The sequence below is a fragment of the Micromonospora sp. NBC_00898 genome (genome assembly GCF_045207895.1).
GTDB lineage: Bacteria > Actinomycetota > Actinomycetes > Mycobacteriales > Micromonosporaceae > Micromonospora.
This window is the reverse complement of sequence record NZ_CP108775.1, coordinates 6,099,593-6,122,502: the sequence shown is the minus strand read 5'-3', so window position 1 is coordinate 6,122,502 and position 22,910 is coordinate 6,099,593. Positions and strand designations below refer to the sequence as shown.

Sequence of the window (22,910 nt, the reverse complement as noted above, 5' to 3'; positions counted from 1 at the left end):
GACTGGGCCATGCGTGCGATCACGATCCCGGAACCCGGCGGACCCGAGGCACTCGTCTGGGCGGAGGTACCCGATCCGGAACCCGGCCCGGGCGAGGTGATCGTCGACGTCCGGGCGAGCGCGGTGAACCGGGCGGACCTGTTGCAGCGGCAGGGGCACTACCCGCCGCCACCGGGCGCCCCCGCGTACCCCGGGTTGGAATGCTCCGGGGTGATCAGCGCGGTCGGGGCCGACGTGACCGGCTGGACGGTGGGCCAGGAGGCCTGCGCGCTGCTGGCCGGCGGCGGGTACGCCGAGCGGGTGGCCGTGCCGGCCGGTCAGTTGCTGCCGGTGCCGGCCGGCGTCGACCCGGTCGACGCGGCGGCCCTGCCCGAGGTGGCCTGCACGGTCTGGTCGAACGTCGTCGCGCTGGCCCGGCTCACGAAGGGCGAGACGCTGCTCGTGCACGGCGGCGGCAGCGGGATCGGCACCTTCGCCATCCAGCTCGGCGTGGCCCTCGGCGCGACGGTGGTGGTGACCGCCCGGGCGGGCAAGCACGAGCGGCTGCGCGAGCTGGGCGCCGCACACACGATCGACTACCGGGAGCAGGACTTCGTCGAGGAGGTCCGCCGGGTGACCGACGGCCGGGGCGCGGACGTGATCCTCGACATCATCGGCGCCGCCTACCTGCCCCGGAACGTGGCGGCGCTGGCCACCGGCGGCCGGCTGGTGGTGATCGGCATGCAGGGTGGCCGCAAGGGTGAGCTGGACCTGGGCGCGCTGCTGGCCAAGCGGGCCTCGGTGGCGGCGACCGCGTTGCGCTCCCGGCCGCTCGGCGAGAAGGCGGAGATCGTCCGGGGGGTCCGGGAGCAGGTGTGGCCGCTGGTCGAGTCCGGGGCGGTCCGGCCGATCGTGGACCGCCGGGTGCCGATGGCCGACGTGGCCGAGGCGCACCGCCTGGTGGAGACCAGCGACCACCTGGGCAAGGTGCTGCTCACGATTCCGTGACGGCGTCCGGGCGCGGCAGCATCAGCCGGGCACCCGGGCCCTCCGCGGCCAGCGAGTCACCGGGGTTGTAGAGAGCGCAGCGTTGCAGCGACAGGCAGCCGCAGCCGATGCAGCCGTCCAGGTCGTCGCGGAGCTTGCCGAGCAGCCGGATCTTCTCGTCCAACCGCTCCCGCCAGACCCGGGACAGGGCGGCCCAGTCGTCCGGCGTCGGGGTACGCGACGACGGCAGCGCGTCCAGCGCCTCCCGGATCTCCTCCAGCGAGACACCGACCTGCTGGGAGATCCGGACGAACGCCACCCGGCGCAGCTCGGAGCGGGCGTACCGGCGCTGGTTGCCGCCGGTGCGCTCAGCCCGGATCAGGCCGAGCCGCTCGTAGTAGCGCAGCGCCGAGGGGGCCACCCCGCTGCGGTCGGACAGCTGCCCGATGGTGAGTGATTCGTGCATCACATGACCTTGAGTTGAAGTGAGCTTCAGGTCTCAGGCTAGCCACATGACGACGACAACCGCCACCGACCCCGCCACGCTCGGGGCGTTACTGGACCGCATCCGGGCCGGCCGTGAGTTCGGCGCCAACGTGTACTCGACGCTCGACGTGCTCCAGGTGCTCTACGACCGGGTGCTGCGGATCACCCCGGAAACGACCGACGACCCGGACCGGGACCGCTTCCTGCTCTCCAAGGGGCACGCGGTCGCCGGCTACTACGCGCTGCTCGCCGCGAAGGGGTTCATCCCGGTGGCCTGGCTGGACGACCAGGGCGGCCCGGACAGCCGCCTCGGCGACCACCCGGACCGGCTGCTGGTGCCCGGAGTGGAGATCGGTTCCGGGTCGCTCGGCCACGGGCTGGGCCTCGGCGTCGGCACCGCGCTCGGGCTGCGGGCCCAGGGCCGGCACACCCCCCGCGTTTACGTGCTGCTCGGCGACGCCGAGCTGGACGAGGGCTCCAACCACGAGGCGATCGCGTACGCCGGGGCGACCGGACTGGCCGGCCTCACCGCGATCGTGGTGGACAACCGGTCGGCGAGCCACGGCTGGCCGGGCGGGGCCGCCAGCCGGTTCACCGTCAACGGATGGAGCGCCGTGACCGTCGACGGGCGCGACCACGACGCCCTGCACACCGCCCTCACCGGGCACGACAACCACCGACCGCACGTCGTCGTCGCGGTCATCACGGACGGGGAGTGACCATGCGGGACACCTTCGTGACCACGGCCGGCGAGCTGCTGGACGACCCACGGACCACCATCGTGCTGGCCGACATCTCCGCCGCCGCGTTCGCCCCGGCCGCCCGGCGCCACCCGGACCGGGTCATCAACGTCGGCATCCGGGAGCAGCTCATGCTGGGCGTGGCGGGTGGCCTCGCGCTCACCGGGCAGCGCCCGATCGTGCACAGTTACGCGCCGTTCCTGGTCGAGCGGGCGTACGAGCAGATCAAGCTGGACCTCGACCACCAGGGCGTCGGGGCGGTGCTGGTCAGCGTCGGCGCGTCGTACGACCGGGCGGCGGCCGGCCGCACCCACCTGGGCCCGGCGGACGTCGCTCTGATCGACACCCTGCACGGCTGGACGGTGCACGTCCCCGGCCACGCCGACGAGGTGCCCGGGCTGCTCCGCGACGTGGTGTGCGGGCGGGACTCGGCGTACCTGCGGCTGTCCACGCAGAGCAACGCGCACGCGTACCCCGACGCGGGTGACCTGCGGGTGCTGCGCGACGCCGGTCCGGGCGCGCCACTGCTGGTGGCGGTCGGGCCGCTGCTGGACGCGGCACTGGCCGCCGTCGCCGGGCTGCCGGTCACCGTGGCGTACACGCACCGGCCGCGCCCCTTCGACACCGTGGGCCTGCGGGCCCTCGCGGGCACCGAGGTGATCCTGGTCGAGCCGTACCTGGCCGGCACGTCCGCCCGGGTGGTCGGCGACGCGCTGGCCGACCGGCCGCACCGGCTGCTCGCCCTCGGCGTGCGCCGGGAGGAGCTGCGCCGCTACGGCTCGCCCGAGGACCACACCCGCCGGCACGGCCTGGACGCCGGCGGGTTGCGCCGCTCGATCGAGGGTTTCCTCGCCGCCGTGCCGGCGTCGGCCTGACCGACCGCGGGGTCCGGTCCGGTCGCCGCGGGCAGCTGCGCGGCGTGCCGGGCCGGCGCGCGGCCGTGGCCAACCACAACCGGGGCAGGCAGACGGCGGGCCGAGGAAGCGACGGGACCCCGCGCCCCGGTCGAGCCGGGGCGGCGGGGTTCCGCGGTGGTTCGGGTGGGCGGCGGCCCGTGATTCAGCGCTTCGCGGCACCGACCGGGTGGCGGCGGGCGCGCTCCCGGGTCAGGATCCAGAGCGCCTCGACGCCGTCCTTCCAGGTGATCTTCTTGCCCTCTTCGCGGCCGCGGGCACGGTAGCTGATCGGCACCTCGTACGGGCGGATCCGCTGGCGCAGCAGCTTGCCGGTGACCTCGGCCTCCATGCCGAAGCCACGCGACTTGATCTGAAGCGAGCGGTAGAGCTCGACCGGCAGCAGCTTGAAGCAGGTCTCCAGGTCGCCGATGTAGGAGTTGTAGAGCACGTTGGCGGCCAGGGTGACGCCCTTGTTGCCCATCACGTACCAGAAGCTGTAGGAGCTGTGGCTGCCGAAGGTGCGATTGCCGTAGACGACGGTGGCGTGCCCATCGAGGACCGGCTCCAGCAGGCGCGGGATGTCCTGCGGGTCGTACTCCAGGTCGGCATCGAGGATGACCATGTACTCACCCTCGGCGTTGTCGACGGCGGTCTTGATGGCCGCGCCCTTGCCGGCGTTGCGCTGGTGGGTGATCACCCGCAGCCGCGCGTCGTCCACCCGCCCGAGGATCTCCGAGGTGCCGTCCCGGCTGCCGTCATCGACGACGACGAGCTCGATCTCGCACGGGTAGTCGACCGCCAACGCCTGCTTCACGGCATCCGCGACCCGTTCTTCCTCGTTGTAGACCGGCATGAGGATCGAGAGCTTCACGGGATATCTCCACGGTGGGGTCGGCAAATCGGCCCTAGCGTAGCCTGGCTCTCCAGCGCGCTGCAGCCCACCACCTCGCCGACGGGTCGCGGGCGCCGGACGGCGCGACCCCGATGATCGTTGGCGGGGCGTCCGGGGACCGCCCTGCTCACGGCCGCCGCGGGCGAGAGCGCGGTGCGCCCGGCACCACCGAACCCGCCCCGCTCCCTCCTCTCGTAGCGGGCCACCCGGCCGCGCGGTGTCAGCCGTCCGGTCAGCCTCGGCCGACCCCGGGTACCGACCCGTACTCCCAGCCGCCCGATCTGTCGGAAGAGTTCCCTTCCGCACCGGGCCGCAAGGTTTCCGAGACGCATTCACATCTCGCCTCCCGACGGTTACCTTCTGGTAACTCAATCGACGTCCCACGATTGAGCCGAAAGGAGTGCGTCGATGCTTGGCACCTCCACCAGGCGCGAACGGACGACCCGACGGCGTGCCCTGGCCGTCCTGTCCGCCGCCGCCCTCACCCTGCCGACGCTCGTCGGACCGGCCTCCCCCGCGGCTGCCGCCGACCGTCCCGCCATCCAGCCGCTGCCGACCGCCCTCGAAACCATCCGCGCCGCCGAGGCCACCGCCCTCTACGGCGCCCCCGACATCCGTCCTCTGGAGCAACGCCGCACCGCCCTGGTCACCATGGGCGACAGCGAGATCTCCGGTGAGGGGGTCGGCAACTACGTCCCCGGCACCCACCAGGACGGCAACTGGTGCGACCGCTCCTACGACCAGGCCGTGTTCCGCACCGGCATCCCGGCCGACGAGAAGTACAACCTGGCCTGCTCCGGCGCCACCCCGTGGAACCTGGTCGCCGGCGGGCCCACCCAGCACAACGAGCTCAACCAGGGTGACCACCTGGCGATCAAGGCCCGCAACACGCACGTCAAGCTGATCTGGGTGGTCGCCGGGGCCAACGGCGACGGCACCATCCAGTTCGGACCGGTCGCCACCGACTGCGCGGTCCGCCGGGTCTTCTTCCAGGGCGCCTGCTACCCGACGTACACCGACCAGTGGACGATCCGCACCGACGGCAGCCGGCGGGCCGTCGAGGAGGCGGTCACCTCGATCCGGCAGACCATGACCGGTGCCGGCTACCTGCGCTCGGACTACGAGCTGGTGCTGATGTCGTACCCCAGCCCGGGCAGCCCGGACGTGGAGGACAACCCCGACTTCCCCGGCTGGTACGCCGGCGGCTGCCTGCTCTACCTGGCCGACGCCGCATTCGCCCGGAACAAGGCGGTGCCGCTGTTCGAGACGGCGCTGCGCGCCGCGGCGGCGAACACCGGCACCCGCTACCTGGACGCCAGCCGGCTCTTCCACGGTCACGAGGTGTGCACCGACAACACCTCGGTCCGGGGCCTCTACATCGAGGTGGGGATCTGGGACGAGAACGCCGCCCGGCAGTCGTTCCACCCCAACTACCGGGGCCACGGCATGTTCGCCCAGTGCATCACCCAGTTCTGGAACTCCGGGCAGGAGCGGGCGACCTGCGTCGACCCGGCCAGCACCGGCCAGGGCGTGCTCTACCCGGGGCTGATGGAGTTCAAGCAGCTCCGCAACGCGGCCACCGGCACCTGCGTGGACGGCAGGGGGTACGACTCCCGAAACGGCACCGTCCAGCAGTCGTACGCCTGCCACGGCGGCCGTAACCAGGGCTTCTGGTACGACCCGACCCGGCGGTCGCTGCACTCCGAGCTCTCCCACGACCGTTGCCTGGACGTCTCCGGCGGGTCGCTGACCTCGGGCACGGCGGTCAACAGCTACGACTGCCACGGCGGGCTCAACCAGCAGTTCGTCTTCGTCGGCGGCCAGCTCAAGCCGGCCGGCGCGACGAACCTCTGCGTGGCGTTCGACAACCCGTGGCTGGGCACCCCGCGGCTGCGGCTGGCCGGCTGCTCCACCAGCACCCGCCAGCAGTGGTCCTTCGAGTCGCGGTCGTTCGCCAACCCGGTGGGCTACGGCCACGACGACTTCATCGGATCCCGGGTCTACTGAACCGAGGCGCTAGCAGGGGCCCCCTGTACAAACGGAATCCGCTAACAGGGGGCCCTTCCTCTCAGCTCTGCTTGAACGGGACCACGACCAGCCGGGCCACGCCGCCGTCGCCGTCCTTGGCGCCGGCCACCCCGACCGTGGTGCCGACCTTGACGTCCGTCGACTGGATCGTGGTACGCCGCTCGACCACCCGCAGGTTGTCGCCGAAGGTCCAGGTCACGGTGAAGCCGTCGGTCGACTTGACGGTCATCGACTTCGCGTCGATCGCGGTCACCTGGCCCCGCTGGACGGCGACGGTCTTCGTACCGCCGTCCTTGGTCTGCACCACGACCTCGCCGTGCAGCGTGTTCTTGCGCAGCAGCACCCGGGCCCGGTGCCGCTTGCGCCACTCCTGCCCGCGCTCCCCGCGCTGGCCCTTCGAACCGGCCTGGGCGGAGGCGGACGGGTCGGGCGACGCCGAGGCGGCGACCGGCTCCACGTCCAGGTCGGCGGCGTCGAAGCCCATCGCGGTGAGCGCCTGGCCGTCGGCGCCCATCGCGGCGGCGACCTCGACCGCGGTCTCCTTCGCCGACTCCTGGGCCAGCTGGGCCGGGCCGCAGCCGGCGAGACCGAGCGCGGCCGCCGCGAGCAGCGCGGTGACGCCGGTGACGATTCCCTGACGTGCCATCAGTGTTCCTCTCGTCCGTGGAGCATCAGCGTCCCGCACGCGGGCGAGCGGACCGTCAGGCCCGTGTTCGGGTCAGGTAAGGATCTCCGGGCAGCCGGACGGTGAAGGCCGCCCCACCCTCCGGCGCGTGCCCGGCGGCGATCTCACCGCCGAGCCGGCGGACCAGCCCGGCGGCGAGCGCCAGCCCGAGCCCGCTGCCCACCTTGCGTGCCCCCCGGTACCGCTGGTGCAGCGCGCCCCGCTCGAAGGCCACCGCCAGGTCGTCGTCGGTGAAGCCGGGTCCCCCGTCGCGGACCTCGACGATGCCGCCCGCCGCCGGGTCCGCGCCGGCCGCCCGGGCCGCGAGCACCACCGGCGCCCCCGGCGGTACGACCCGCAGCGCGTTCTCCAGCAGCCCGTCGAGCACCTGCCGGATCCGCCCCGGATCGGTGTACGCCGGCACCGGCCCGTCCGGCACCTCCACCCGGAACGCCACCCCGAGCGCCGCGCACCGGTCGGACCAGGTCCGTTCCGCCTCGGCCGCCAGTCGGGCCAGGTCGACCGGGACCGGTTCGAGCGGGAAGTCGGCCGCCTCCAGCCGGGCCAGCGACAGCAGGTCGCTGACCAGCCGGTCCAGGTGCTCGGCCTCGGCGAGCATCGTCCGGCCGGTGTCCGGCACCCCGTCCGCGTCGATCACCCCGTCGGCGAGCGCCTCGGCGTAGCCGCGGATCGCGGTCAACGGGGTGCGCAGCTCGTGCGAGACCGAGAGCAGGAACTCGCGTTGCCGCCCCTCGCTGGTGGCCAGCGCGGCGGCCAGGCCGTTCAGCGCGTACGCCAGGTCGGCCACCTCGTCCGGCGGCTCGACGGGTACCCGTACCGCCCGGTCCCCGGCGCGCAGCCGGGCGGCGGCGGTGGCCGCGGTCCGGATCGGCCGGGCGAGTCGACGGGCGAGCAGCAGCCCGGCCGCCACCCCGGCGGCGAGCCCGGCCAGCAGCGGCAGCCAGAGGCTGAGCAGCACCTGCCGCCACGGCCCGTTGCGGGTGGCCCGGGTCAACACCACCCCGTCGCCGCCGGGCAGCGCCCGCCCCTCGACCAGGGCCCGCCGGCCGTCCACCAGCCGCCGTCCGGAGAGGTCCTTGCCGGTGGACACCCGGGTCACCACCTGCCGGGGCAGGCCCGGGCGGTCCACCTGGCCGGCGCGGACGACGTACACGTCGATCTCCTGCTGGCGGAGCTGGCGGATCAGCCGGTCCCCGGCGTTGTCGCGTTGCCGCGCGGGGCGGACCCGCAGCACGTCGGCGGCGAGGCGGGCCTGGGCGGCGAGGGCCTCCTGATCGCGCCGCTCCGCGCCGCGTACCGCGAGGGGGACCGCGACCAGCGCGGTCACCAGCACCGACACCAGCGCCACCGCGCAGGTGACCAGCACCGCGCGGGCGGTCAGCGTGCCGGCGAGGCGCTGCCGGCGCGGGGCCGGCGGCGCGGTCCGCGGCCCGATCACAGGCAGGGCGACGGTCGGCTGGTGCGGCCGGCCCGCTCCGACGTGCGGCGGTGGGCCGGCGGTTGGCGGCGGGCCGGGGGTGGCCAGGAGCCGGGCGGCGGCGGTGGCCCGGCGGGTGGTCGCGGCGCGGCGGGGTCAGGCATCGGCCGCGTACCCGACGCCGCGGTGGGTGCGGATCACGCTGGCCGGGCCGAGCTTGGCGCGGACCTGCGCCACGTGCACGTCGACGGTCCGGGTGCCGGCGTGCGCGGCGTACCCCCAGACCCCGGCGAGCAGCTCCTCCCGGGTGAACACCCGGCCCGGCCGGGCCATCAGATGGGCGAGCAGGTCGAACTCGGTGGAGGTGAGCTGGACGGGGGCGCCGGCCGCGGTGACCGTCCGGCGGGCCGGGTCGAGGACGACCGGGCCGACCACCCGGGGCTGCTCCGCCCCGGCCGGCGCCCCGGTGGCGCGCCGGAGCACCGCCCGGACCCGGGCGACCAGCTCCCGGGGGCTGAAGGGCTTGGTCACGTAGTCGTCCGCGCCCAGTTCCAGGCCGACGATCCGGTCGACCTCGTCGTCCCGGGCGGTGAGGAAGATGACCGGCGTCCAGTCGCCGGCCTCGCGGAGCCGCCGGCAGACCTCCGTCCCGGCCAGGCCGGGCAGCGCGATGTCCAGCACGCAGGCCACCGGGCGCAGCCGCCGCGCGGCGGCGAGGCCACCGACGCCGTCCCGTTCCAGGTGTACGCCGAACCCGTCCCGGCTCAGATAGAGCCGGACCAGGTCGGCGATGGCCGGCTCGTCCTCCACCACGAGGACGAGCCCGCGCTGCGGAGCGTCGGCGGTCACCGGCCCATGATTACCGACCGGTGGCCCTGCGGGACATCCGGGGAACGTTCGGGTTCGGTAAGGAGCCGGTCAGCGCACCGGCGCCGGGCGGAACGCGGCCGGCCGGGCGCCGAGCGGCGGCTCGCCGATGGTGGCGACCAGCCGCTCGGCGGGCGCCCGGAGGCGGGTACGGAAGGCGTGGTTGAGCAGCGCGTCGAGCTGCCAGACCTGCTTCGGGTGGTGGGTCCGGATGAGGAACCGCTCGCGGGCCCCGTCGATGGCCGTGGCGGCCAGCTCGACGCTGTGCAGGCGGGGGTCCGGGCTCCAGGTGACGTTGCTCAGCTCGCGCAGCTCGGTGTTGAGGTGCAGCCGCAGCCGGTGCAGCACCCGGGTCTGCTGGGTGACCACCAGGCGGCGGTGGGTGAGGAGCATCAGGTAGTCGCCGCCCACCGGGTGGTCCGGGCGGCTGCACCGGGTGACCAGGATGGTGGCGTCGCCGGAGCCCACGCACCGGCGGAAGACCGGCATGTGCCGGCTGACGATCTGGGTCGCCAGACCGGTCTCGGCGGCGGCCGGAAGGAACGTTCGGGAGAAGACGTCCATGACCTGTGCAACGACCGCTGACCAGGTGTGATATGGGTCACGGCTGATTTCTGCAACTTCCATCCGTGCAAGTCGCACGTGGAGTCCGACATCGGGACCCCCACCGCCACCGCTCCCAGGTCAGACCGGCAGGTCGGCGAAGAGCTCACCCAGCCAGCCGGGGACGGCCGAGGCGTACTCGGCGCGGGCCGGATCGGTCGTCCGCAGCGCGCGCCGCCAGGACAGCGCCCGGCTCACCGTCGCCACCCGCATCGCCAGGTCGGCCACCTCGCGCAGCGTCGCCCGGTCGTACCGGTCGGTCCAGGCCTCCAGGTACGCGTCCCGGAGCCGGACCAGCGCCCGGTCACCGGGCTTCAGCTCGCCCGCGTACGTCGAGCGCGTCGTCGCGCCACCGATCGGTCGACCAGGCGGTTCCTCCGGTGCGGGGCGTCGTCACGTTACGCAGAGTAGGTGCCTGCGCCTGCGGCGAGGCCATTTCCGGCCGCCGCCGGTTACCGATCGGGCCCCTGGTCAGAGCAGCTCGACGATGGTGGCGTTGGCCATCCCGCCGCCCTCGCACATGGTCTGCAGGCCGTAGCGGATGCCGTTGTCCCGCATGTGCTGGAGCATGGTCGTCATGATCCGGGCGCCGGAGCCGCCGAGCGGGTGACCGAGGGCGATGGCCCCACCGCGCGGGTTGAGCCGCTCCGGGTCCGCCTCGGTCTCCGCCAGCCAGGCCAGCGGGACCGGGGCGAACGCCTCGTTCACCTCGTACACCCCGATCTCCTCGATGCCCAGCCCCGCGCGGCGCAGCGCCTTCGCGGTGGCCGGGATGGGGGCGGTGAGCATGGCGACCGGGTCGTCGGCGGCGACCACGGCGGTGTGGATGCGGGCCAGCGGGCGCAGGCCGTGCCGGCTGGCCCACTCGCTGGTGGTGACCGCGAGCGCCGCGGCGCCGTCGGAGATCTGGGACGCGGACCCGGCGGTGACCACGCCGTCGGTCCGGAACGGGGTGGCCAGCTCGCCGAGCTTGGCCAGCGAGGTGTCCCGGCGGATGCCCTCGTCGGCGGCGAACTTGCCGCCGTCGGCGAGCGCGACCGGCGCCAGCTCGGGGTCGAACGCCCCGGCGTCCTGCGCGGCGGCGGCCTTCTCGTGGCTGGCCAGCGCGAACTCGTCGAGTTGGGTGCGGGAGAAGCGCCAGCGCTCGGCGATCAGCTCGGCGCCGACGCCCTGGTTGAACGGGAGCGGCGAGTCCGCGGCGACGCCCTCGACGCCCCGGTAGCGCTCCAGGATCTGGTCGCTGAACGGCATCCCGCCGGCCACGCTCGAACCCATCGGCACCCGGGTCATCGACTCCACGCCACCGGCGACCACCAGGTCGGCCTGACCGGAGAGGACGGTGGCGGCGGCGAAGTGCAACGCCTGCTGGCTCGACCCGCACTGCCGGTCGATCGTGGTGCCGGGCACCGACTCGGGCCAGCCCGCGGCGAGCACCGCGTTGCGGGCGACGTTCCACGACTGCTCGCCGACCTGCGAGACACAGCCCCACACCACGTCGTCGACCTGGCCGGGCTCGATGCCGGTCCGCTCGGCGAGGGCGCGCAGCACGTGCGCCGAGAGGTCGACCGGGTGGACGCCGGCGAGGCTGCCCTTGCGCCGCCCGACCGGGGTCCGTACCGCACCGACGATGACCGCGTCACTCATGTTTACTCCCCGGTAACCTGCGCTGCTCCCGATCCTACGTCGTCACCGGCCGGTCGTCCGCCCCCGCCCATCCCGCGGCGCCCGGCCGACCTCCCGTCCGGCTGGCATGCTGGGACGGTGCAACCACTGTCCTCCCCCGTGCAGAAGTGGCGGGTGCCGGTGATCCTGCCGGTGGCCAAGCTGGTCGGCGCGGTCGTCGTGCTCGGGCTCGGGCTGCTCTTCGCCGGCGACGACCGGGTCCAGCCGGTGCTCGCCGGCCTGGCCGCCGCCGCGCTGGCCGGCTGGGGGCTGCGCGACCTGCTGGCGCCGGTCCGGCTGGCCGTGGACCCGGACGGGATCACGGTGGCCCAGGGCTTCGCCGGGCACCGCCGGCTGGCCTGGTCGGAGGTCGAGGCGATCACCGTGGAGCGGCGGACCCGCCGGGGGCTCACCGCGGAGACGCTGGAGATCGACGCCGGGGAGTCGCTGCACCTCTTCGGCCGGTACGACCTGGACGCGCCGCCCGCCGAGGTGGCCGAGGCGCTCCGCGCCGCCCGGGCCGCCCGCTGAGCCGTTCGGGCCCACTGCCGGTGCGCCCGCCCTCGGGCACGCGGCTCCCGCCGGTTCGCCGCCCCTCGCGGCGCTGAGCGGTGGGTCAGCCGCCGGTCAGCATCCCGGTGCGGACCAGGGCCAGGCCGAGGAGCGCCACCAGGATGATCGCGCCGCCCGCGACCTGGAACACGCTCCGCCGCATCCGCGGGGCGTACGCCAGGACCAGCGCCATCACCGCGCCGGTGACCAGGCCGCCCAGGTGTCCGGCGATGGAGATGCCCGGAACGGTGAACGTGAAGATCAGGTTGATCACCAGGATCGGCACGATGGCCGAGGTGTCCCGGCCCAGCCGGCGCATGATCACGAAGATCGCGGCGAAGAGGCCGAAGATCGCGGTCGACGCGCCCGCCGACGGTTGGTTGACCGGGCTGAACAGGTAGACCGCGACGTTGCCGCCGAGTCCGGCGATCAGATAGAGCGCAAGGAAGCGCAGCGGGCCGAGCACCGCCTCCAGCGTCCGGCCGAGCACCCAGAGCGCCCACATGTTCAGCAGCAGGTGCGGCAGGCCGTAGTGCAGGAACATCGCGGTGACCAGGCGGTACCACTGGCCCTGGGCGACACCGCCGAGGGTGCCGTCGGGAAAGACGGCCTGGCCCAGCACCGCGCCCCAGTCAGTCAGCGGCGTGGAGCCGCCCATCAGGCCACCGAAGCCGGAGCCGCCGACGGCCGCGTCCCCGCCCCGGTCCGCGGCGATGGAGAGCAGCATGACCAGCACGTTCAGGGCGATCAGCGTCTTCGTGACGTAGCCGCGGCGGCCGGCGGCACCGCCACCGAAGGCGGTACGCGCCGGCCGCACACTGCGGCGGCCCTCGTTGACACACTCCGGGCACTGGTGCCCGACCGCGGCCTCCCGCATGCACTCCGGGCAGATCGGCCGGTCGCACCGGCTGCACCGGACGTACGTCTCCCGGTCGGGGTGGCGGTAACAGACCGGGGTGGTGGGCACCGACCCGCCGGTCCCGTCACCCGCCTGTCCGGAGCGCTCAGTCATGCAGGCAAAGGTACCCGGGTGGCGCTCACGCCGGCTGGCGCTCGATCTCGACGCGCTCGATGACCACGTCCTGCAGCGGCCGGTCGCTCGGGCCGGTCGGGGTGTTCGCGATCGAGTCCACGACCTTCGCCGACTGCTCGTCGGCCACCTGGCCGAAGATGGTGTGCCGGTTGTTCAGGTGCGGCGTCGGCGAGACCGTGATGAAGAACTGCGAGCCGTTGGTGCCCGGCCCGGCGTTCGCCATCGCCAGCAGGTACGGCCGGTCGAAGCGCAGCTCCGGGTGGAACTCGTCGGCGAACGTGTAGCCCGGGCCACCGCGACCGGTGCCGGTCGGGTCACCCATCTGGACCATGAAACCGCTGATCACCCGGTGCGAGATGGTGCCGTCGTAGTACGGCCCGCTGCCCGGCTGGCCGGTGCGCGGGTCGGTGTACTCACGGTTGCCCTCGGCCAGCTCGACGAAGTTGCGGACGGTCTTCGGCGCGTGGTTCGGGAAGAGCTCCAGCCGGATCGGGCCAGCGTTGGTGTGCAAGGTGGCGTAGACAGCCTCGGCCACGGGTACTCCTCACTCGTTGGTCAGTTTCCATGCGGATCCTCCCATGTGCCCGATCTGGCAGTGCGGAGGCATCCGAAGGTGGAGGATGGCGAAGGAACAACTCCCAGGAGGTGGGACCGTGTTTGGAATCGGGCGGCGAAAGACCCAGGGACAGTTGGCCAAGGCCGAGCTGAACCAGGGCATCGGTCACCTGAGGCAGGCTGCCACGTACGCGGCGAAGGGCGCCGGCGCCACCGTCGGCCCGCGGGTCCAGGCAGCCCGGGGTGCCGTCGCGCCCACCGCGGTCATCGTGCGGGACCGCGCGTCGAGCGGTGTCGCGTCGACGGTCGCGGCCCTCGCCCCGCTGGTCCTGGCCATGCGCAACGCGCAGGCCCAGTCCGCGGGCAAGGCCATCGTCGACAGGAAGGCCGCCGCCGCCAAGCAGGTCGCGGCGAGCAAGAAGGTGAAGGCGAAGAACATGAAGGCCGCCAAGAAGAAGCAGAAGAAGTCGCGGGGGATGATGACCGGCCTGCTGGCTGCCGGCACCGTCGCCGGCCTGGCCGGCGCGATGGCCATGCGCCGCCGCCGCGAGCAGCAGGAATGGGCCGAGTACGACCCGACCGGCAAGCTCGACCCGATGCGCGAGGACGTGGACACCATCGTGGTGGACACCCCGGAGCCCAGCGCCAAGGTGACCGACGCCACGACGACCGGCGCCGGCAGCTCGACGGTGGCGAAGGGCGGCAGCGCGTCCACCACCACCGCCGGCCCCCCGCCGGTGATCCAGCCGACCGACAAGGTCCCCTCGGTCGCCGAGGGCGCCCGGGACGCCTCCGGCCGGCCGGCCGACGACATCACCAAGGCGATGGAGAACGGCAAGACCAGCGCCAAGGCCAGCGGTCGCCGCTGACCGCGGGCTCCCGGAAAGCGCCGGCGCGCGGGGTCAGCCCCGCGTGGCCGGCGCTTCCGCGTGCCGGCCGCCGGCCGCCGTCAGAGCCAGCCGTTGCGGCGGAACAGGCGGTACAGCGTGAACGACGACGCCAGCATCAGCGCCCAGACGCCCGGGTAGCCGTACGTCCAGCCCAGCTCCGGCATGTACTTGAAGTTCATGCCGTAGATGCCGGCGATCGCGGTCCACACCGCGCCGATCGCGGCCCACGCGGCGATCTTGCGCATGTCGTTGTTCTGGTCGACGGTGACCTGGGCCAGCCGCGCCTGCAGGATCGAGTTGAGCAGGTCGTCGTAGGAGTTGACCTGCTCGACCGTGCGGCTGAGGTGATCCTGCACGTCCCGGAAGTAGCGCCGCACCTCCTGCGGCACCTCCCGGTTGACCTGCGAGGTGAGGCTCATCAGCGGGCGCTGCAGCGGCATCACCGCCCGCTTGAACTCCACCAGCTCCCGCTTCATCTGGTAGATCCGCTGGATCCGCCCGTTGCCCTGCCGGTCGAAGACGTCCGCCTCCAGCACGTCCAGGTCGTCCTCGAGCTGGTCGGCCACCTCCAGGTAGAGATCCACCACCCGGTCGGTGATCGCGTACGCGACCGCCCACGGTCCGTGCAGCAGCAGGTCCCGCTTCGCCTCCAGGTCGGCCCGGACCGGGGCGAGCCGGCAGGCGTCCCCGTGCCGGACGCTGATCAGGAAGTTCGGCCCGATGAAGAGCATCACCTGGCCGGTCTCGACGACCTCGGAGTTCTCGGTCAGCTCCGTGTGCTCGCAGTAGCGGGCGGTCCGCAGCACCAGGAAGGCGACGTCGCCGAAGCGCTCCAGCTTGGGACGCTGCTGGGCCTTGACCGCGTCCTCGACCGCCAGCTCGTGCAGCCCGAAGGTGGCGGCGATCGCGGTCATCTCGGCCAGCTCCGGCTCGTGCAGGCCGAGCCAGACGAACCCGTTGCGCTCCCGGCGGGCCGCCTCCAGCGCGTCGGCGTAGTGCCACTCGCCGGGCTGGCGCTTCCCGTCGACGTAGAGACCGCAGTCCACGATCCCGCTGCGGCCGGGGCCGACCGGCTCCGGGGTACGCGGGGAGCCGTCGGCGTTGAGGATCCGGGACATCGCGCGGACCGGCGCCGCCCAGGCGCGCGGCCTGAGCACCCGGCCGCCGTTCTGCCCGGTGGATCCGTCACGTTCGGTCCGGTCCGTCATCTCGCCCCCCTCCGCTGACGCTGCGGCTTGCAGGTTACGCCGCCGGGGGCGATCCGCAGCGCGGGCGAGCGCCGGGCGGTCGGCGGGCCGAGACGTGGCTCACCGGCCCGGCCGGCACCTGGATCATCACGGCCGGCTCGGGGGAGATCGACTTCAGGTCGCGGGGATGCCGAGCAGGTCCGCGGAATGTCGGCACAGCGACGGGTGGCGCCGGGCGGGCCGGCCGCGTCAGGGGGGTGAGGGGCGACACGGCCCACCCGGCACCCTTGGGGGCGGGAGTGGTGCTGCGCGCGCCGGCGGTCCGGGGCAGCCGAGGTGCGACTTCCGGCGTCGAACCGGCCACCCGGAGAAGGTGAACGGCGCTCGCAGCATTGTGAGCCGTCGGCCGGCCCGGGGGGGAGACCCGAGCCGGCCGGTATCGCTCAACTGTCAGAAACCCGACAGAAAATCAGCCGCGTACGGCCTCGATCGCCTCCGCCAGCCGCCGCACGCCCTCGTCGATGCGGTCCGCCGTCACCGCGGAGAAGGCCAGCCGCAGCGCGTGCCGGCCGCCGTCGAGCACGAAGTCGCTCCCCTTCACCACCGCCACGCCCCGCTCGGCGGCGGCCGGGGCCAGCCGGTCCACCTCGACGTCCTCCGGCAGTTCCACCCAGAGGAAGTAGCCGCCGTCCGGCTCCACGAACCGGGCCTCCGGGATGTGCCGGCGCAGCGACTCGGCGAGCACCCGGGCGCGCTCGCCCAGCGCGGTCGACACCTTCTCGATCGAGCGCTCGATGTCTCCCGAGACGCAGAACTGGTGCACGATCGCCTCGGAGACCATGCCGGGCGAGATGTAGAGGCTGGTGGCCTTCCTCGCGATGTCGGCGATCAGGTCCGCCGGCCCGACCAGGTAGCCGACCCGGACCCCCGGGCAGACCGTCTTGGTGAAGCTGGAGGCGTGCACCACCACGCCCCGGGTGTCCATCGAGAGCATCGACGGCTGCGGCTGGCCGCGGAACCGGATGTCCGCGTACGGGTCGTCCTCGAAGATCGTGAACTCGTACTCGGCGGCCAGCTCGAGCAGCTCCCGGCGCTTCTCCAGGGAGAGCGTCACGCCGGCCGGATTCTGGTAGTTCGGGATGACGTGCGCCAGCCGCGGCCGCACCCCCGACTCCAGCAGCTTGCGCAGCTCGGCGGTGTCCAGGCCGTCCGGCTGGATCGACACGCCGTGGATCTCGCCGCCCATCTTCTGCAGGTTGAGCAGCGTCCGGTCGTACGTGGGACGCTCGACCACCACCGCGTCGCCCCGCCGGACCAGGTGGTCGAAGAGGAACGCGTCGGCCTGGAGCGAGCCGTTGGTGATCAGCACCTGGTCGGCCTCGACCCCGTGCTTCTCCGCGATCCACTTGCGCAGGGGCGGGTAACCGACGGAGGTGCCGTACGCCGTGACCCCGGCGGGATCGGCGTCGAAGGCGCGGACGGCGGCGGCCTTGAGCCCCTCGACATCGACGATGTCCAGTGAGGGAGCGCCACGGGCGAAGGAGATCAGCTGCTCGGCGGTCATGCGCACGAGCCTAGGGCCTGGTCCGGCCGGTCCGACCGGCATACACGCGAAGTTCAACATGCGGGCAGCAGAACCGTCCACCTGGGCCACCCGGGATCCGAACCGGGCTGGCGACCTGTCGCCTGTCGGACCGTACGCTGGCGTCGATCACACGGCGACCGGAGGATTGCAGGTCGCTGTCGGACCAGGACGAGGTGGTGGCGCACGTGACCCAGGACGGAACCGGTCAGCTCGACGACCAGGCCTTCGCGGAGTGGCTGGCCGGGCGGGCGGGCGCGGCGCTGACCGCCCTGCGGGCCCAGCACGGCTTCGCGGACCCGGCCGCCCTCAAGGACGCCGGTGACCGGGCCTCGCACGAGCTGATGACGACCGCGCTGGCCCGGTGGCGGCCGGCGGACGCGGTGCTCTCCGAGGAGGAGGCCGACGCCCGACGGGCCTGGGCCGCCGGGGAGGGCGACGCCCCCGCCCGACTCGGCACCGACCGGGTCTGGATCATCGACCCGCTCGACGGCACCCGGGAGTTCTCCGAGACCGGCCGTACCGACTGGGCGGTGCACGTCGCCCTCTGGCAGCGGTCGGCGGGCCCGGACGGCGGGCTGGTCGCCGGCGCGGTCGGCATGCCCACCCGGACCACGGTGGACGGTGCACCGCTGATCCTGGGCACCCGCTGCCCGACCCCGGCGGCGGTGGACGGGCCGCTGCGTATCGCGGTCAGCCGCAGCCGCCCGCCGGCCTTCGTCGGCGAACTGGTCGACCTGCTCGACGCCCGCGCCGTGCCGATGGGCTCCGCCGGGGTCAAGGTCTGCGCGGTGGTGACCGGCGAGGTCGACGCGTACGTCCACGCCGGCGGCCAGTACGAGTGGGACTCCGCCGCCCCGGTGGCCGTGGCCCTCGGCGCCGGGATGCACGCGTCCCGGATCGACGGCTCGCCGCTGCGCTACAACCGGGCCGACCCGCGCCTGCCCGATCTGCTGGTCTGCCGGCCCGAACTCGCCGAGCGGCTGCTCGACGCCATCGCGCGGACCGGGGTCGAGATGCCCGCTTCGACCGTCACCGTCAGCACCGCTGAGGCGTTCGGCTGAGTGACACGGTACCCATGGCCCAGGTGACCGGGGGATAGTGTCGGGCGGGAAACAGCACCGACCTACCGCCCCGTGACGGGCCGCCGCCAGCCAGGGAGGGTCATGCCGGCCGAGCGAGACCAGCACCGCGTCGTCGGGTCGTCCCAGCCGACCGGCCTCTGGCCGGGTCAGGACATCCCACGCCAGCAGGGCGACCCGACCCTGCCGTGGCCGGACGCCGGCCACCCGGGACCCGCCGACGCCGCACGGACGGACGCCGCCGGGGCGGCGCTGCCCTGGCCGGGCGCCGGGGAGCCGACCAGGCCGGTCGGCACCGCCGTCCACCCCGCGCAGAGCTGGGCGGACGCCGGGTACGCGGAGCCCGGGTACCCGGACGTCGCCGACCCGGAACCGGGCTGGCCGGACGGCCCCGACGCGGCGCGGACGTGGCCGGGCGACACCCGGGCGATGCCGCCGAGCCCGCCGGTCGAGCAGCCGTGGCCGGGCGACGCCGGGTCCGTCCCACCGACCGCCGGCGGCCCGGACGGGCGGTGGCCCGGTGCGGCACCGCCCCCCGCCCCGCCCACCGGCCCGCGACGCCGCTGGCGGCTGGCCGCCGCGGCGGCCGTGACCCTCGCCCTGGCGAGCGGCGGGGTGGCCGTGGCGACGCTGCGCGAGCCGGACCCGACGTCGCCGCAGGCCGGCCCGAACCGGTCGGGCGCGGCGCAGACCGGGGCGCCCGACCCGGCGACGGCCGCGCCGTCGGCCACGCCCACCGGGGTGGCCGGGCTCGGCGGCCGACCGGCCAGCGCCTCGCCGTCCGCCGGGCGCGGCCCCGCGTTCGCCGGCACCCGGCTGACGCTGCCCGGCGCGTCGATCGCCGTGCAGGGTGGCGAGACGTTCGGCCAGGCCCTCGCCCGTTCCGACCGGACCTTCGGCAAGCTCCGGATGGCCCGGGTCTTCTTCCCCGGCCTCCCACCGGCCTGGAACGGCAGCCGGGCCGACGTCGCCGACCGGACCGTGGTGGTCTCCTTCAAGGCCTCTCCTCAGGAGGTCAACAGCGGGAAGTACGACTCCCGGCTGGCGTCCTGGTTCGCCTCGATCCCCCGCGACCACAACGTGTACTGGTCGTACTTCCACGAGCCGGAGGACGACGTCGAGCGGGGCGCCTTCACGCCGGCCGCGTACAAGGCGGCCTGGCGTCGGATCGCGGGTCTGGCCGACCGGGCGGACAACCCCAAGCTGATCAACACGGTCATCCTGATGTGCTGGACGCTCGACCCGAAGTCCGGGCGTGACTTCGACGCCTTCTACCCCGGCGGCGACGTGGTCGAGACCCTCGGCTGGGACTGCTACAACTGGGGCGCCAAGTGGAAGCGGTACGCGTCCCCGCAGGAGATCTACGGCCGCATGATCAGCAAGTCCCGGGAGCTGGGCAAGCCCTGGGGCGTCGCGGAGACCGGCAGCGACCTGGTGCCCGGCGACTCCGGCACCGGGCGGGCGACGTGGATCCGCTCGATGGCCGGTTACCTCAACGGCCAGCGGCCCGAGTTCGTGGCGTACTACAACCAGGTGGTCAGCCAGGGCGACTTCCGGTTGCAGGACTCCCCGAGCATCCAGGCCTGGCGGTCGTTCTGCGTGGCCTGACCTGACCGCGACGGAAACGGGCGGATGACCGGCTGGTCACCCGCCCGTCGCGGGTCCGCTCAGATGCCCCGGCCGCGCTTGTGCAGCGTGCGCAGCACCCGGTCGGCGTGCACCGCCCGGGTCGCCACCGCCAGCGCCAGGTAGGCGCGCGGCTCCTTCGGGTTGCGGGCCAGGGTGCGCCGGGCCCACCGGACGGCGTCGAGCCGGTTGCCCATCGCCGCCTGGGCGAAGGCGATCTGGCCGGCCACCCGGGCCTCGCCGTGCGGCACGGTCGCGAACTCGGGGTAGCGCCGCAGCAGCCACTGCAACGCCGTCGAGATGGTCTCCCAGCGCTGCGCGAAGTACGACCGCTTGTGCCACCGGACCAGCACGTACGGGCTGTCCACATTGACCAGCGGGGCGTACCGGGCGGCCCGGAGCAGGAACTCGTAGTCCTCCGCGTAGCTGCCCGGGATCTGCTCGTTGACCAGGCCGATCCCGTCGAGCAGGGCGGCCCGCCGGATCAGGAACGTCGACGGGTGCAGCTCGGTGAGCCGGTCCCGCAGCAGCGCCTCCAGCGACACCCGGGACCGGTCCAGTGAACGGTCCACCGTCCGGTCGTCGTAGCTGACCCGGATGCCGCAGCTCACCAGCGCCCCGTCCGGGTGCACGTCGAGCGCGCCGAGCTGGGCGGCGAGCTTGCCGGGCAGCCACTCGTCGTCGTCGTCGCAGAACGCGACCAGGTCGCCGGTGGCCGCCTCGATGCCGGTGTTGCGCGCCCCAGCCAGCCCCGGAGTCCGGGTGTTGGTGATAACCCGGACCCGCCGGTCCCCCTCGGCGATCTCCAGCGACCGGTCCGGCTCGGACTGGTCGTAGACCACGATCGCCTCGATCGGCCCCGGATGGGCCTGGCTGAGGATCGCGTCGAGCGCGGCCCGCAGCAGCTCCGGACGGTCCCGCGTCGGCACGACGACGGAAATGCTCGGACCGGTCACTGCGTCTCTCCTGTTCGCGAGGTGGACTCCCGCTGGCCCAGGTAGCCGTACCGGAGCCGGAAGGGCAGGGTGGCCAGGCTGACCACGGCCCGGCTGCGGCGCGGCAGCCGGCTGCGCCACGCCTCGTCCCGGCGGACCTGGAGCGGGCCGCCGCTGAACCGCAGCGGGTTGCCGGCGACGCTGTGCACCCGGACGGGCGACGCCGGCGGCGACGGTTCCAGGTCGCCGCGGGAGTCGTCGCCGGTGAGGATGCGCAGCGCCGCCGGGTCGTCCGGCAGACCGGCGAACTCGCGGAGCCGGCGGACGGTGCCGGCCGGGTCGGTGGTGAAGTCCTCGTAGCGCAGCCGCAGCACCGAGGCCCGGGCGGCGAGCAGGTGGAACGCGGCGTTCTGCGCGGTCCACAGCTTGCTCACCTCGAACGGCGAGAACGTCGGCATGAAGTCCTCACCGTCGACCACCTCGGGCCGCTTGACCTGCTTGCCCCACGAGTACGCGACCGCCCGGCTGTCCCGGACCAGGTGCAGCACCCGCAGGTCGAGCCCCTCGGCCCAGCGCAGCGCGAAGGCCAGCGAGGCGTGCTTGCTGGAGTCCACCACCACGCTGGCGCCGGTCACCTCGATCGCCGCCCGGTAGATGCGGGTGTAGAGGTCGGCGTACCGGCGGACGTCGGCGAGCTCCGCCGCGGCGAGCGAGCCCTTGGCCAGCCGAGGGATGTGCCGGGTCCGGTCGACCCGGTCCTTGAGCGCCAGCACCTCGTCCCGGTCGATGGTCGACCAGCCGCCGAAGGCGCTCTCGCCGACCTGCCGCCAGAACGGGCAGGCGGTGAAGCGTTCGCCGCAGCCGCACCGCTCGTCGGCGCCGAGCGCCCGCTCCCACAGGTGCACGACCTCACCCACGGCGCACACGTCGGGGCTCTGCGCGAGGAGGAGTTCCAGCAGGGTGGAGCCGCTGCGGCCGAGACCGCCGACGAAGAGCACCCGGGGCATGCCGGCCGTCCCGCCCCCGCTCACCGTCGCCCCCCGCCGGTGCGCTGGCGGACCCGCCGCGCCACCAGGTCGTCGATGACCCGGCCGACCCGGGCCACCGCCTCGGCGCGTGGATCCGGCCGGTCCGGGTCCGCCGTCAGGACGAACCGGGACGGGTCGGCCAACCCCTCGTCGAGGGCGGCGACCAGGTCGGCCTCGGACTCGCAGAGCCGGACCAGGCCGGCCGCGCCGAGCCGGCGCGCGAAGAGCTGCTGGTGGTTGTCCACGTGCTCGTCGTGGGTCGGATCCCGGGGCACCACGATCGGCAGGTGACCGGTGCGTCGCGCCTCGGTGATGGTGGCCGGGCCACCGTGGCTCACCACGAGCGTGGCCTCGGCCATCGCGCGCTGGAGTTCCTCGTGGTCGAGGAACGGCGCGGCGCCGGGCAGTCGCGGTGCGCGGCTGTGCCCGTACTGGAGGACGAGCCGGACCCCGGTGTGGCCGGCGTGCCAGCGCTCCAGCCAGTCCACCAGGCGGTCGAACCGGTGCACGTCGGTGCCCACCACGACCAGCACGTACGGCGCCGGGTCGCGGCCGTCGCGCTGCTGTGGGATGTACGCGGTCACAGCAGGTTCCCCACGACGGTCGCCTCCGGGTACATCCGGCGCTGCTCCTCCCACTGCACGAGCATCACGGAGAGGAAGGGGCGGCAGAGCCGGGCGGTCAGTGTCGCGCTGTCGATCCGGTCGTACACCTCGATGTAGACGGTCGGGATGCGCCGCAGCCGGGCCGCGACGACGAACGGCAGGGCCACCCCGGCGCCGGTGGTGACCACCGCGTCGACCTGGCGGCGGCGCATCACCCGCAGCGCCAGGAACGCGTTGCGGACCAGATTCGGCAGGTTCCGCGTGGTGGGGTAGTGGGCCCAGACGACGTCCTCGCCGTCGAGCAGCGAGCGGGCGTCCGGGGTGTCGAAGGTGACCCAGGCGCGACGCCGGTCCCGGTACCACGGCTCCAGGGCCAGCAGCTGGGCGAGATGCCCGCCACTGGACCCGACGAGCAGGACCTGACCCGCGCCCTCGGTTGACCCGCCTACCAACGTTCCTCCCCGTCCGGTGCGATCGCGCCCGGATTTTCGTGATTGACCCTCGGACGCGCCATGACAACCTATCGGCGCGGGGGCGGACAACTGAAGTGGCCGTTGGACCGATCCGCCGCCACCGGTCGGCCCGGCTCGCGC

The 22,910-nt window shown here is 73.9% G+C and carries 24 protein-coding genes; 8 read left to right on the top strand and 16 right to left on the bottom strand.

The window, feature by feature from the left end; genetic code table 11:
- Nucleotides 1–9 precede the first annotated feature (9 nt).
- Nucleotides 10–987, top strand: coding sequence for an NAD(P)H-quinone oxidoreductase (locus OG799_RS29720; protein ID WP_406039749.1), 978 nt, complete (start codon nt 10–12; stop codon nt 985–987).
- Here the strand turns inward: OG799_RS29720 and soxR are convergent.
- On the bottom strand, nt 974–1,432 hold the full coding sequence (gene soxR, locus OG799_RS29715; RefSeq protein ID WP_406039747.1) for a redox-sensitive transcriptional activator SoxR: 459 nt from the start codon (nt 1,430–1,432) through the stop codon (nt 974–976). The two genes, OG799_RS29720 and soxR, sit on opposite strands and share 14 nt — an antisense overlap.
- 46 nt (nt 1,433–1,478) lie before the next feature.
- Between soxR and OG799_RS29710 the strand changes: the two genes are divergently transcribed.
- Nucleotides 1,479–2,171, top strand: a complete 693-nt coding sequence (locus OG799_RS29710) for a transketolase (protein ID WP_406039745.1) — start codon at nt 1,479–1,481, stop codon at nt 2,169–2,171.
- A 2-nt stretch (nt 2,172–2,173) separates the two neighbouring features.
- Nucleotides 2,174–3,067: a transketolase family protein gene (locus tag OG799_RS29705; RefSeq protein ID WP_406039743.1), complete on the top strand. Its 894-nt coding sequence runs from the start codon at nt 2,174–2,176 to the stop codon at nt 3,065–3,067.
- 184 nt (nt 3,068–3,251) lie between these two features.
- Here the strand turns inward: OG799_RS29705 and OG799_RS29700 are convergent, their stop codons facing one another.
- Nucleotides 3,252–3,959 (bottom strand): glycosyltransferase family 2 protein, encoded by a 708-nt coding sequence (locus OG799_RS29700; RefSeq protein WP_406039741.1) that lies wholly within the window; start codon nt 3,957–3,959, stop codon nt 3,252–3,254.
- 429 nt (nt 3,960–4,388) lie between these two features.
- Here OG799_RS29700 and OG799_RS29695 point away from each other — a divergent pair, with 429 nt between their 5' ends.
- A complete protein-coding gene (locus tag OG799_RS29695) occupies nt 4,389–5,987 on the top strand; it encodes a ricin-type beta-trefoil lectin domain protein (protein WP_406039739.1) in 1,599 nt (532 codons plus the stop codon).
- Between the two features lie 61 nt (nt 5,988–6,048).
- Here OG799_RS29695 and OG799_RS29690 read toward each other — a convergent pair whose 3' ends face one another.
- The 6 genes from OG799_RS29690 to OG799_RS29665 all read right to left on the bottom strand — a co-directional run bounded on the left by OG799_RS29690 (nt 6,049) and on the right by OG799_RS29665 (nt 11,224).
- Nucleotides 6,049–6,654: a hypothetical protein gene (locus OG799_RS29690; RefSeq protein WP_406039737.1), complete on the bottom strand. Its 606-nt coding sequence runs from the start codon at nt 6,652–6,654 to the stop codon at nt 6,049–6,051.
- A gap of 55 nt (nt 6,655–6,709) precedes the next feature.
- Entirely contained in the window at nt 6,710–8,131 is a 1,422-nt protein-coding gene (locus OG799_RS29685; RefSeq protein WP_406039735.1) for a sensor histidine kinase, read from the bottom strand.
- 135 nt (nt 8,132–8,266) lie between these two features.
- Nucleotides 8,267–8,959 carry a response regulator transcription factor gene (locus OG799_RS29680; RefSeq protein WP_406039733.1) on the bottom strand — a complete coding sequence of 231 codons (693 nt, stop codon included), beginning with the start codon at nt 8,957–8,959 and terminating at the stop codon, nt 8,267–8,269.
- Nucleotides 8,960–9,028: 69 nt separating this feature from the next.
- Nucleotides 9,029–9,541 carry a hypothetical protein gene (locus tag OG799_RS29675; RefSeq protein WP_406039731.1) on the bottom strand — a complete coding sequence of 171 codons (513 nt, stop codon included), beginning with the start codon at nt 9,539–9,541 and terminating at the stop codon, nt 9,029–9,031.
- A 120-nt stretch (nt 9,542–9,661) separates the two neighbouring features.
- Complete coding sequence (locus OG799_RS29670; protein WP_406039729.1) at nt 9,662–9,808, bottom strand: hypothetical protein; 147 nt, start codon at nt 9,806–9,808, stop codon at nt 9,662–9,664.
- Nucleotides 9,809–10,051: 243 nt separating this feature from the next.
- On the bottom strand, nt 10,052–11,224 hold the full coding sequence (locus OG799_RS29665) for a thiolase family protein (RefSeq protein ID WP_406039727.1): 1,173 nt from the start codon (nt 11,222–11,224) through the stop codon (nt 10,052–10,054).
- A gap of 117 nt (nt 11,225–11,341) precedes the next feature.
- Between OG799_RS29665 and OG799_RS29660 the strand changes: the two genes are divergently transcribed.
- Entirely contained in the window at nt 11,342–11,773 is a 432-nt protein-coding gene (locus OG799_RS29660; protein ID WP_406039725.1) for a PH domain-containing protein, read from the top strand.
- A gap of 85 nt (nt 11,774–11,858) precedes the next feature.
- Here the strand turns inward: OG799_RS29660 and OG799_RS29655 are convergent, their stop codons facing one another.
- Entirely contained in the window at nt 11,859–12,806 is a 948-nt protein-coding gene (locus OG799_RS29655) for a rhomboid family intramembrane serine protease (RefSeq protein WP_406039723.1), read from the bottom strand.
- Between the two features lie 25 nt (nt 12,807–12,831).
- Nucleotides 12,832–13,362, bottom strand: a complete 531-nt coding sequence (locus OG799_RS29650) for a peptidylprolyl isomerase (RefSeq protein ID WP_406039721.1) — start codon at nt 13,360–13,362, stop codon at nt 12,832–12,834.
- Between the two features lie 85 nt (nt 13,363–13,447).
- On the opposite strand from OG799_RS29650, the gene OG799_RS29645 reads away from it, so the two are divergent.
- Entirely contained in the window at nt 13,448–14,251 is an 804-nt protein-coding gene (locus tag OG799_RS29645) for a hypothetical protein (RefSeq protein ID WP_406039719.1), read from the top strand.
- A gap of 80 nt (nt 14,252–14,331) precedes the next feature.
- On the opposite strand, the gene corA is transcribed toward OG799_RS29645, so the two are convergent.
- Nucleotides 14,332–15,480, bottom strand: coding sequence for a magnesium/cobalt transporter CorA (corA, locus tag OG799_RS29640; protein WP_406039717.1), 1,149 nt, complete (start codon nt 15,478–15,480; stop codon nt 14,332–14,334).
- A 448-nt stretch (nt 15,481–15,928) separates the two neighbouring features.
- Nucleotides 15,929–17,023: a PLP-dependent aminotransferase family protein gene (locus OG799_RS29635; protein WP_406039715.1), complete on the bottom strand. Its 1,095-nt coding sequence runs from the start codon at nt 17,021–17,023 to the stop codon at nt 15,929–15,931.
- Nucleotides 17,024–17,220: 197 nt separating this feature from the next.
- Between OG799_RS29635 and OG799_RS29630 the strand changes: the two genes are divergently transcribed.
- Nucleotides 17,221–18,105, top strand: a complete 885-nt coding sequence (locus OG799_RS29630) for a 3'(2'),5'-bisphosphate nucleotidase CysQ (RefSeq protein ID WP_406039713.1) — start codon at nt 17,221–17,223, stop codon at nt 18,103–18,105.
- Nucleotides 18,106–18,207: 102 nt separating this feature from the next.
- Nucleotides 18,208–19,731, top strand: coding sequence for a hypothetical protein (locus OG799_RS29625; protein ID WP_406039711.1), 1,524 nt, complete (start codon nt 18,208–18,210; stop codon nt 19,729–19,731).
- Between the two features lie 59 nt (nt 19,732–19,790).
- On the opposite strand, the gene OG799_RS29620 is transcribed toward OG799_RS29625, so the two are convergent.
- The 4 genes from OG799_RS29620 to OG799_RS29605 are packed head-to-tail and all read right to left on the bottom strand — an operon-like array spanning nt 19,791 to nt 22,769.
- Nucleotides 19,791–20,705, bottom strand: a complete 915-nt coding sequence (locus OG799_RS29620; protein ID WP_406039709.1) for a glycosyltransferase family 2 protein — start codon at nt 20,703–20,705, stop codon at nt 19,791–19,793.
- Entirely contained in the window at nt 20,702–21,691 is a 990-nt protein-coding gene (locus OG799_RS29615; protein WP_406046448.1) for a sulfotransferase family protein, read from the bottom strand. Before OG799_RS29615 ends, OG799_RS29620 begins: the two co-directional genes overlap by 4 nt.
- 20 nt (nt 21,692–21,711) lie before the next feature.
- Nucleotides 21,712–22,296 (bottom strand): glycosyltransferase, encoded by a 585-nt coding sequence (locus OG799_RS29610; RefSeq protein ID WP_406039707.1) that lies wholly within the window; start codon nt 22,294–22,296, stop codon nt 21,712–21,714.
- The gene (locus OG799_RS29605; RefSeq protein ID WP_406039705.1) at nt 22,293–22,769 is read right to left on the bottom strand and encodes a UDP-N-acetylglucosamine--LPS N-acetylglucosamine transferase; all 477 of its coding nucleotides are present in this window, start codon (nt 22,767–22,769) and stop codon (nt 22,293–22,295) included. The genes OG799_RS29610 and OG799_RS29605 overlap by 4 nt, the downstream gene beginning before the upstream one ends.
- Between the last annotated feature and the right edge of the window lie 141 nt (nt 22,770–22,910).

What these genes read in the sequence shown, in the direction of transcription:
- OG799_RS29625 (WP_406039711.1), top strand. Translation starts at nt 18,208, where the DNA reads ATGCCGGCCGAGCGAGACCAGCACCGCGTCGTCGGGTCGTCCCAGCCG.
- OG799_RS29690 (WP_406039737.1), bottom strand. Translation starts at nt 6,654, where the DNA reads ATGGCACGTCAGGGAATCGTCACCGGCGTCACCGCGCTGCTCGCGGCG.
- OG799_RS29655 (WP_406039723.1), bottom strand. Translation starts at nt 12,806, where the DNA reads ATGACTGAGCGCTCCGGACAGGCGGGTGACGGGACCGGCGGGTCGGTG.
- OG799_RS29615 (WP_406046448.1), bottom strand. Translation starts at nt 21,691, where the DNA reads ATGCCCCGGGTGCTCTTCGTCGGCGGTCTCGGCCGCAGCGGCTCCACC.
- OG799_RS29665 (WP_406039727.1), bottom strand. Translation starts at nt 11,224, where the DNA reads ATGAGTGACGCGGTCATCGTCGGTGCGGTACGGACCCCGGTCGGGCGG.
- OG799_RS29645 (WP_406039719.1), top strand. Translation starts at nt 13,448, where the DNA reads ATGGCGAAGGAACAACTCCCAGGAGGTGGGACCGTGTTTGGAATCGGG.
- OG799_RS29675 (WP_406039731.1), bottom strand. Translation starts at nt 9,541, where the DNA reads ATGGACGTCTTCTCCCGAACGTTCCTTCCGGCCGCCGCCGAGACCGGT.
- OG799_RS29705 (WP_406039743.1), top strand. Translation starts at nt 2,174, where the DNA reads ATGCGGGACACCTTCGTGACCACGGCCGGCGAGCTGCTGGACGACCCA.
- OG799_RS29720 (WP_406039749.1), top strand. Translation starts at nt 10, where the DNA reads ATGCGTGCGATCACGATCCCGGAACCCGGCGGACCCGAGGCACTCGTC.
- OG799_RS29635 (WP_406039715.1), bottom strand. Translation starts at nt 17,023, where the DNA reads ATGACCGCCGAGCAGCTGATCTCCTTCGCCCGTGGCGCTCCCTCACTG.
- corA (WP_406039717.1), bottom strand. Translation starts at nt 15,480, where the DNA reads ATGACGGACCGGACCGAACGTGACGGATCCACCGGGCAGAACGGCGGC.
- OG799_RS29710 (WP_406039745.1), top strand. Translation starts at nt 1,479, where the DNA reads ATGACGACGACAACCGCCACCGACCCCGCCACGCTCGGGGCGTTACTG.
- OG799_RS29695 (WP_406039739.1), top strand. Translation starts at nt 4,389, where the DNA reads ATGCTTGGCACCTCCACCAGGCGCGAACGGACGACCCGACGGCGTGCC.
- soxR (WP_406039747.1), bottom strand. Translation starts at nt 1,432, where the DNA reads ATGCACGAATCACTCACCATCGGGCAGCTGTCCGACCGCAGCGGGGTG.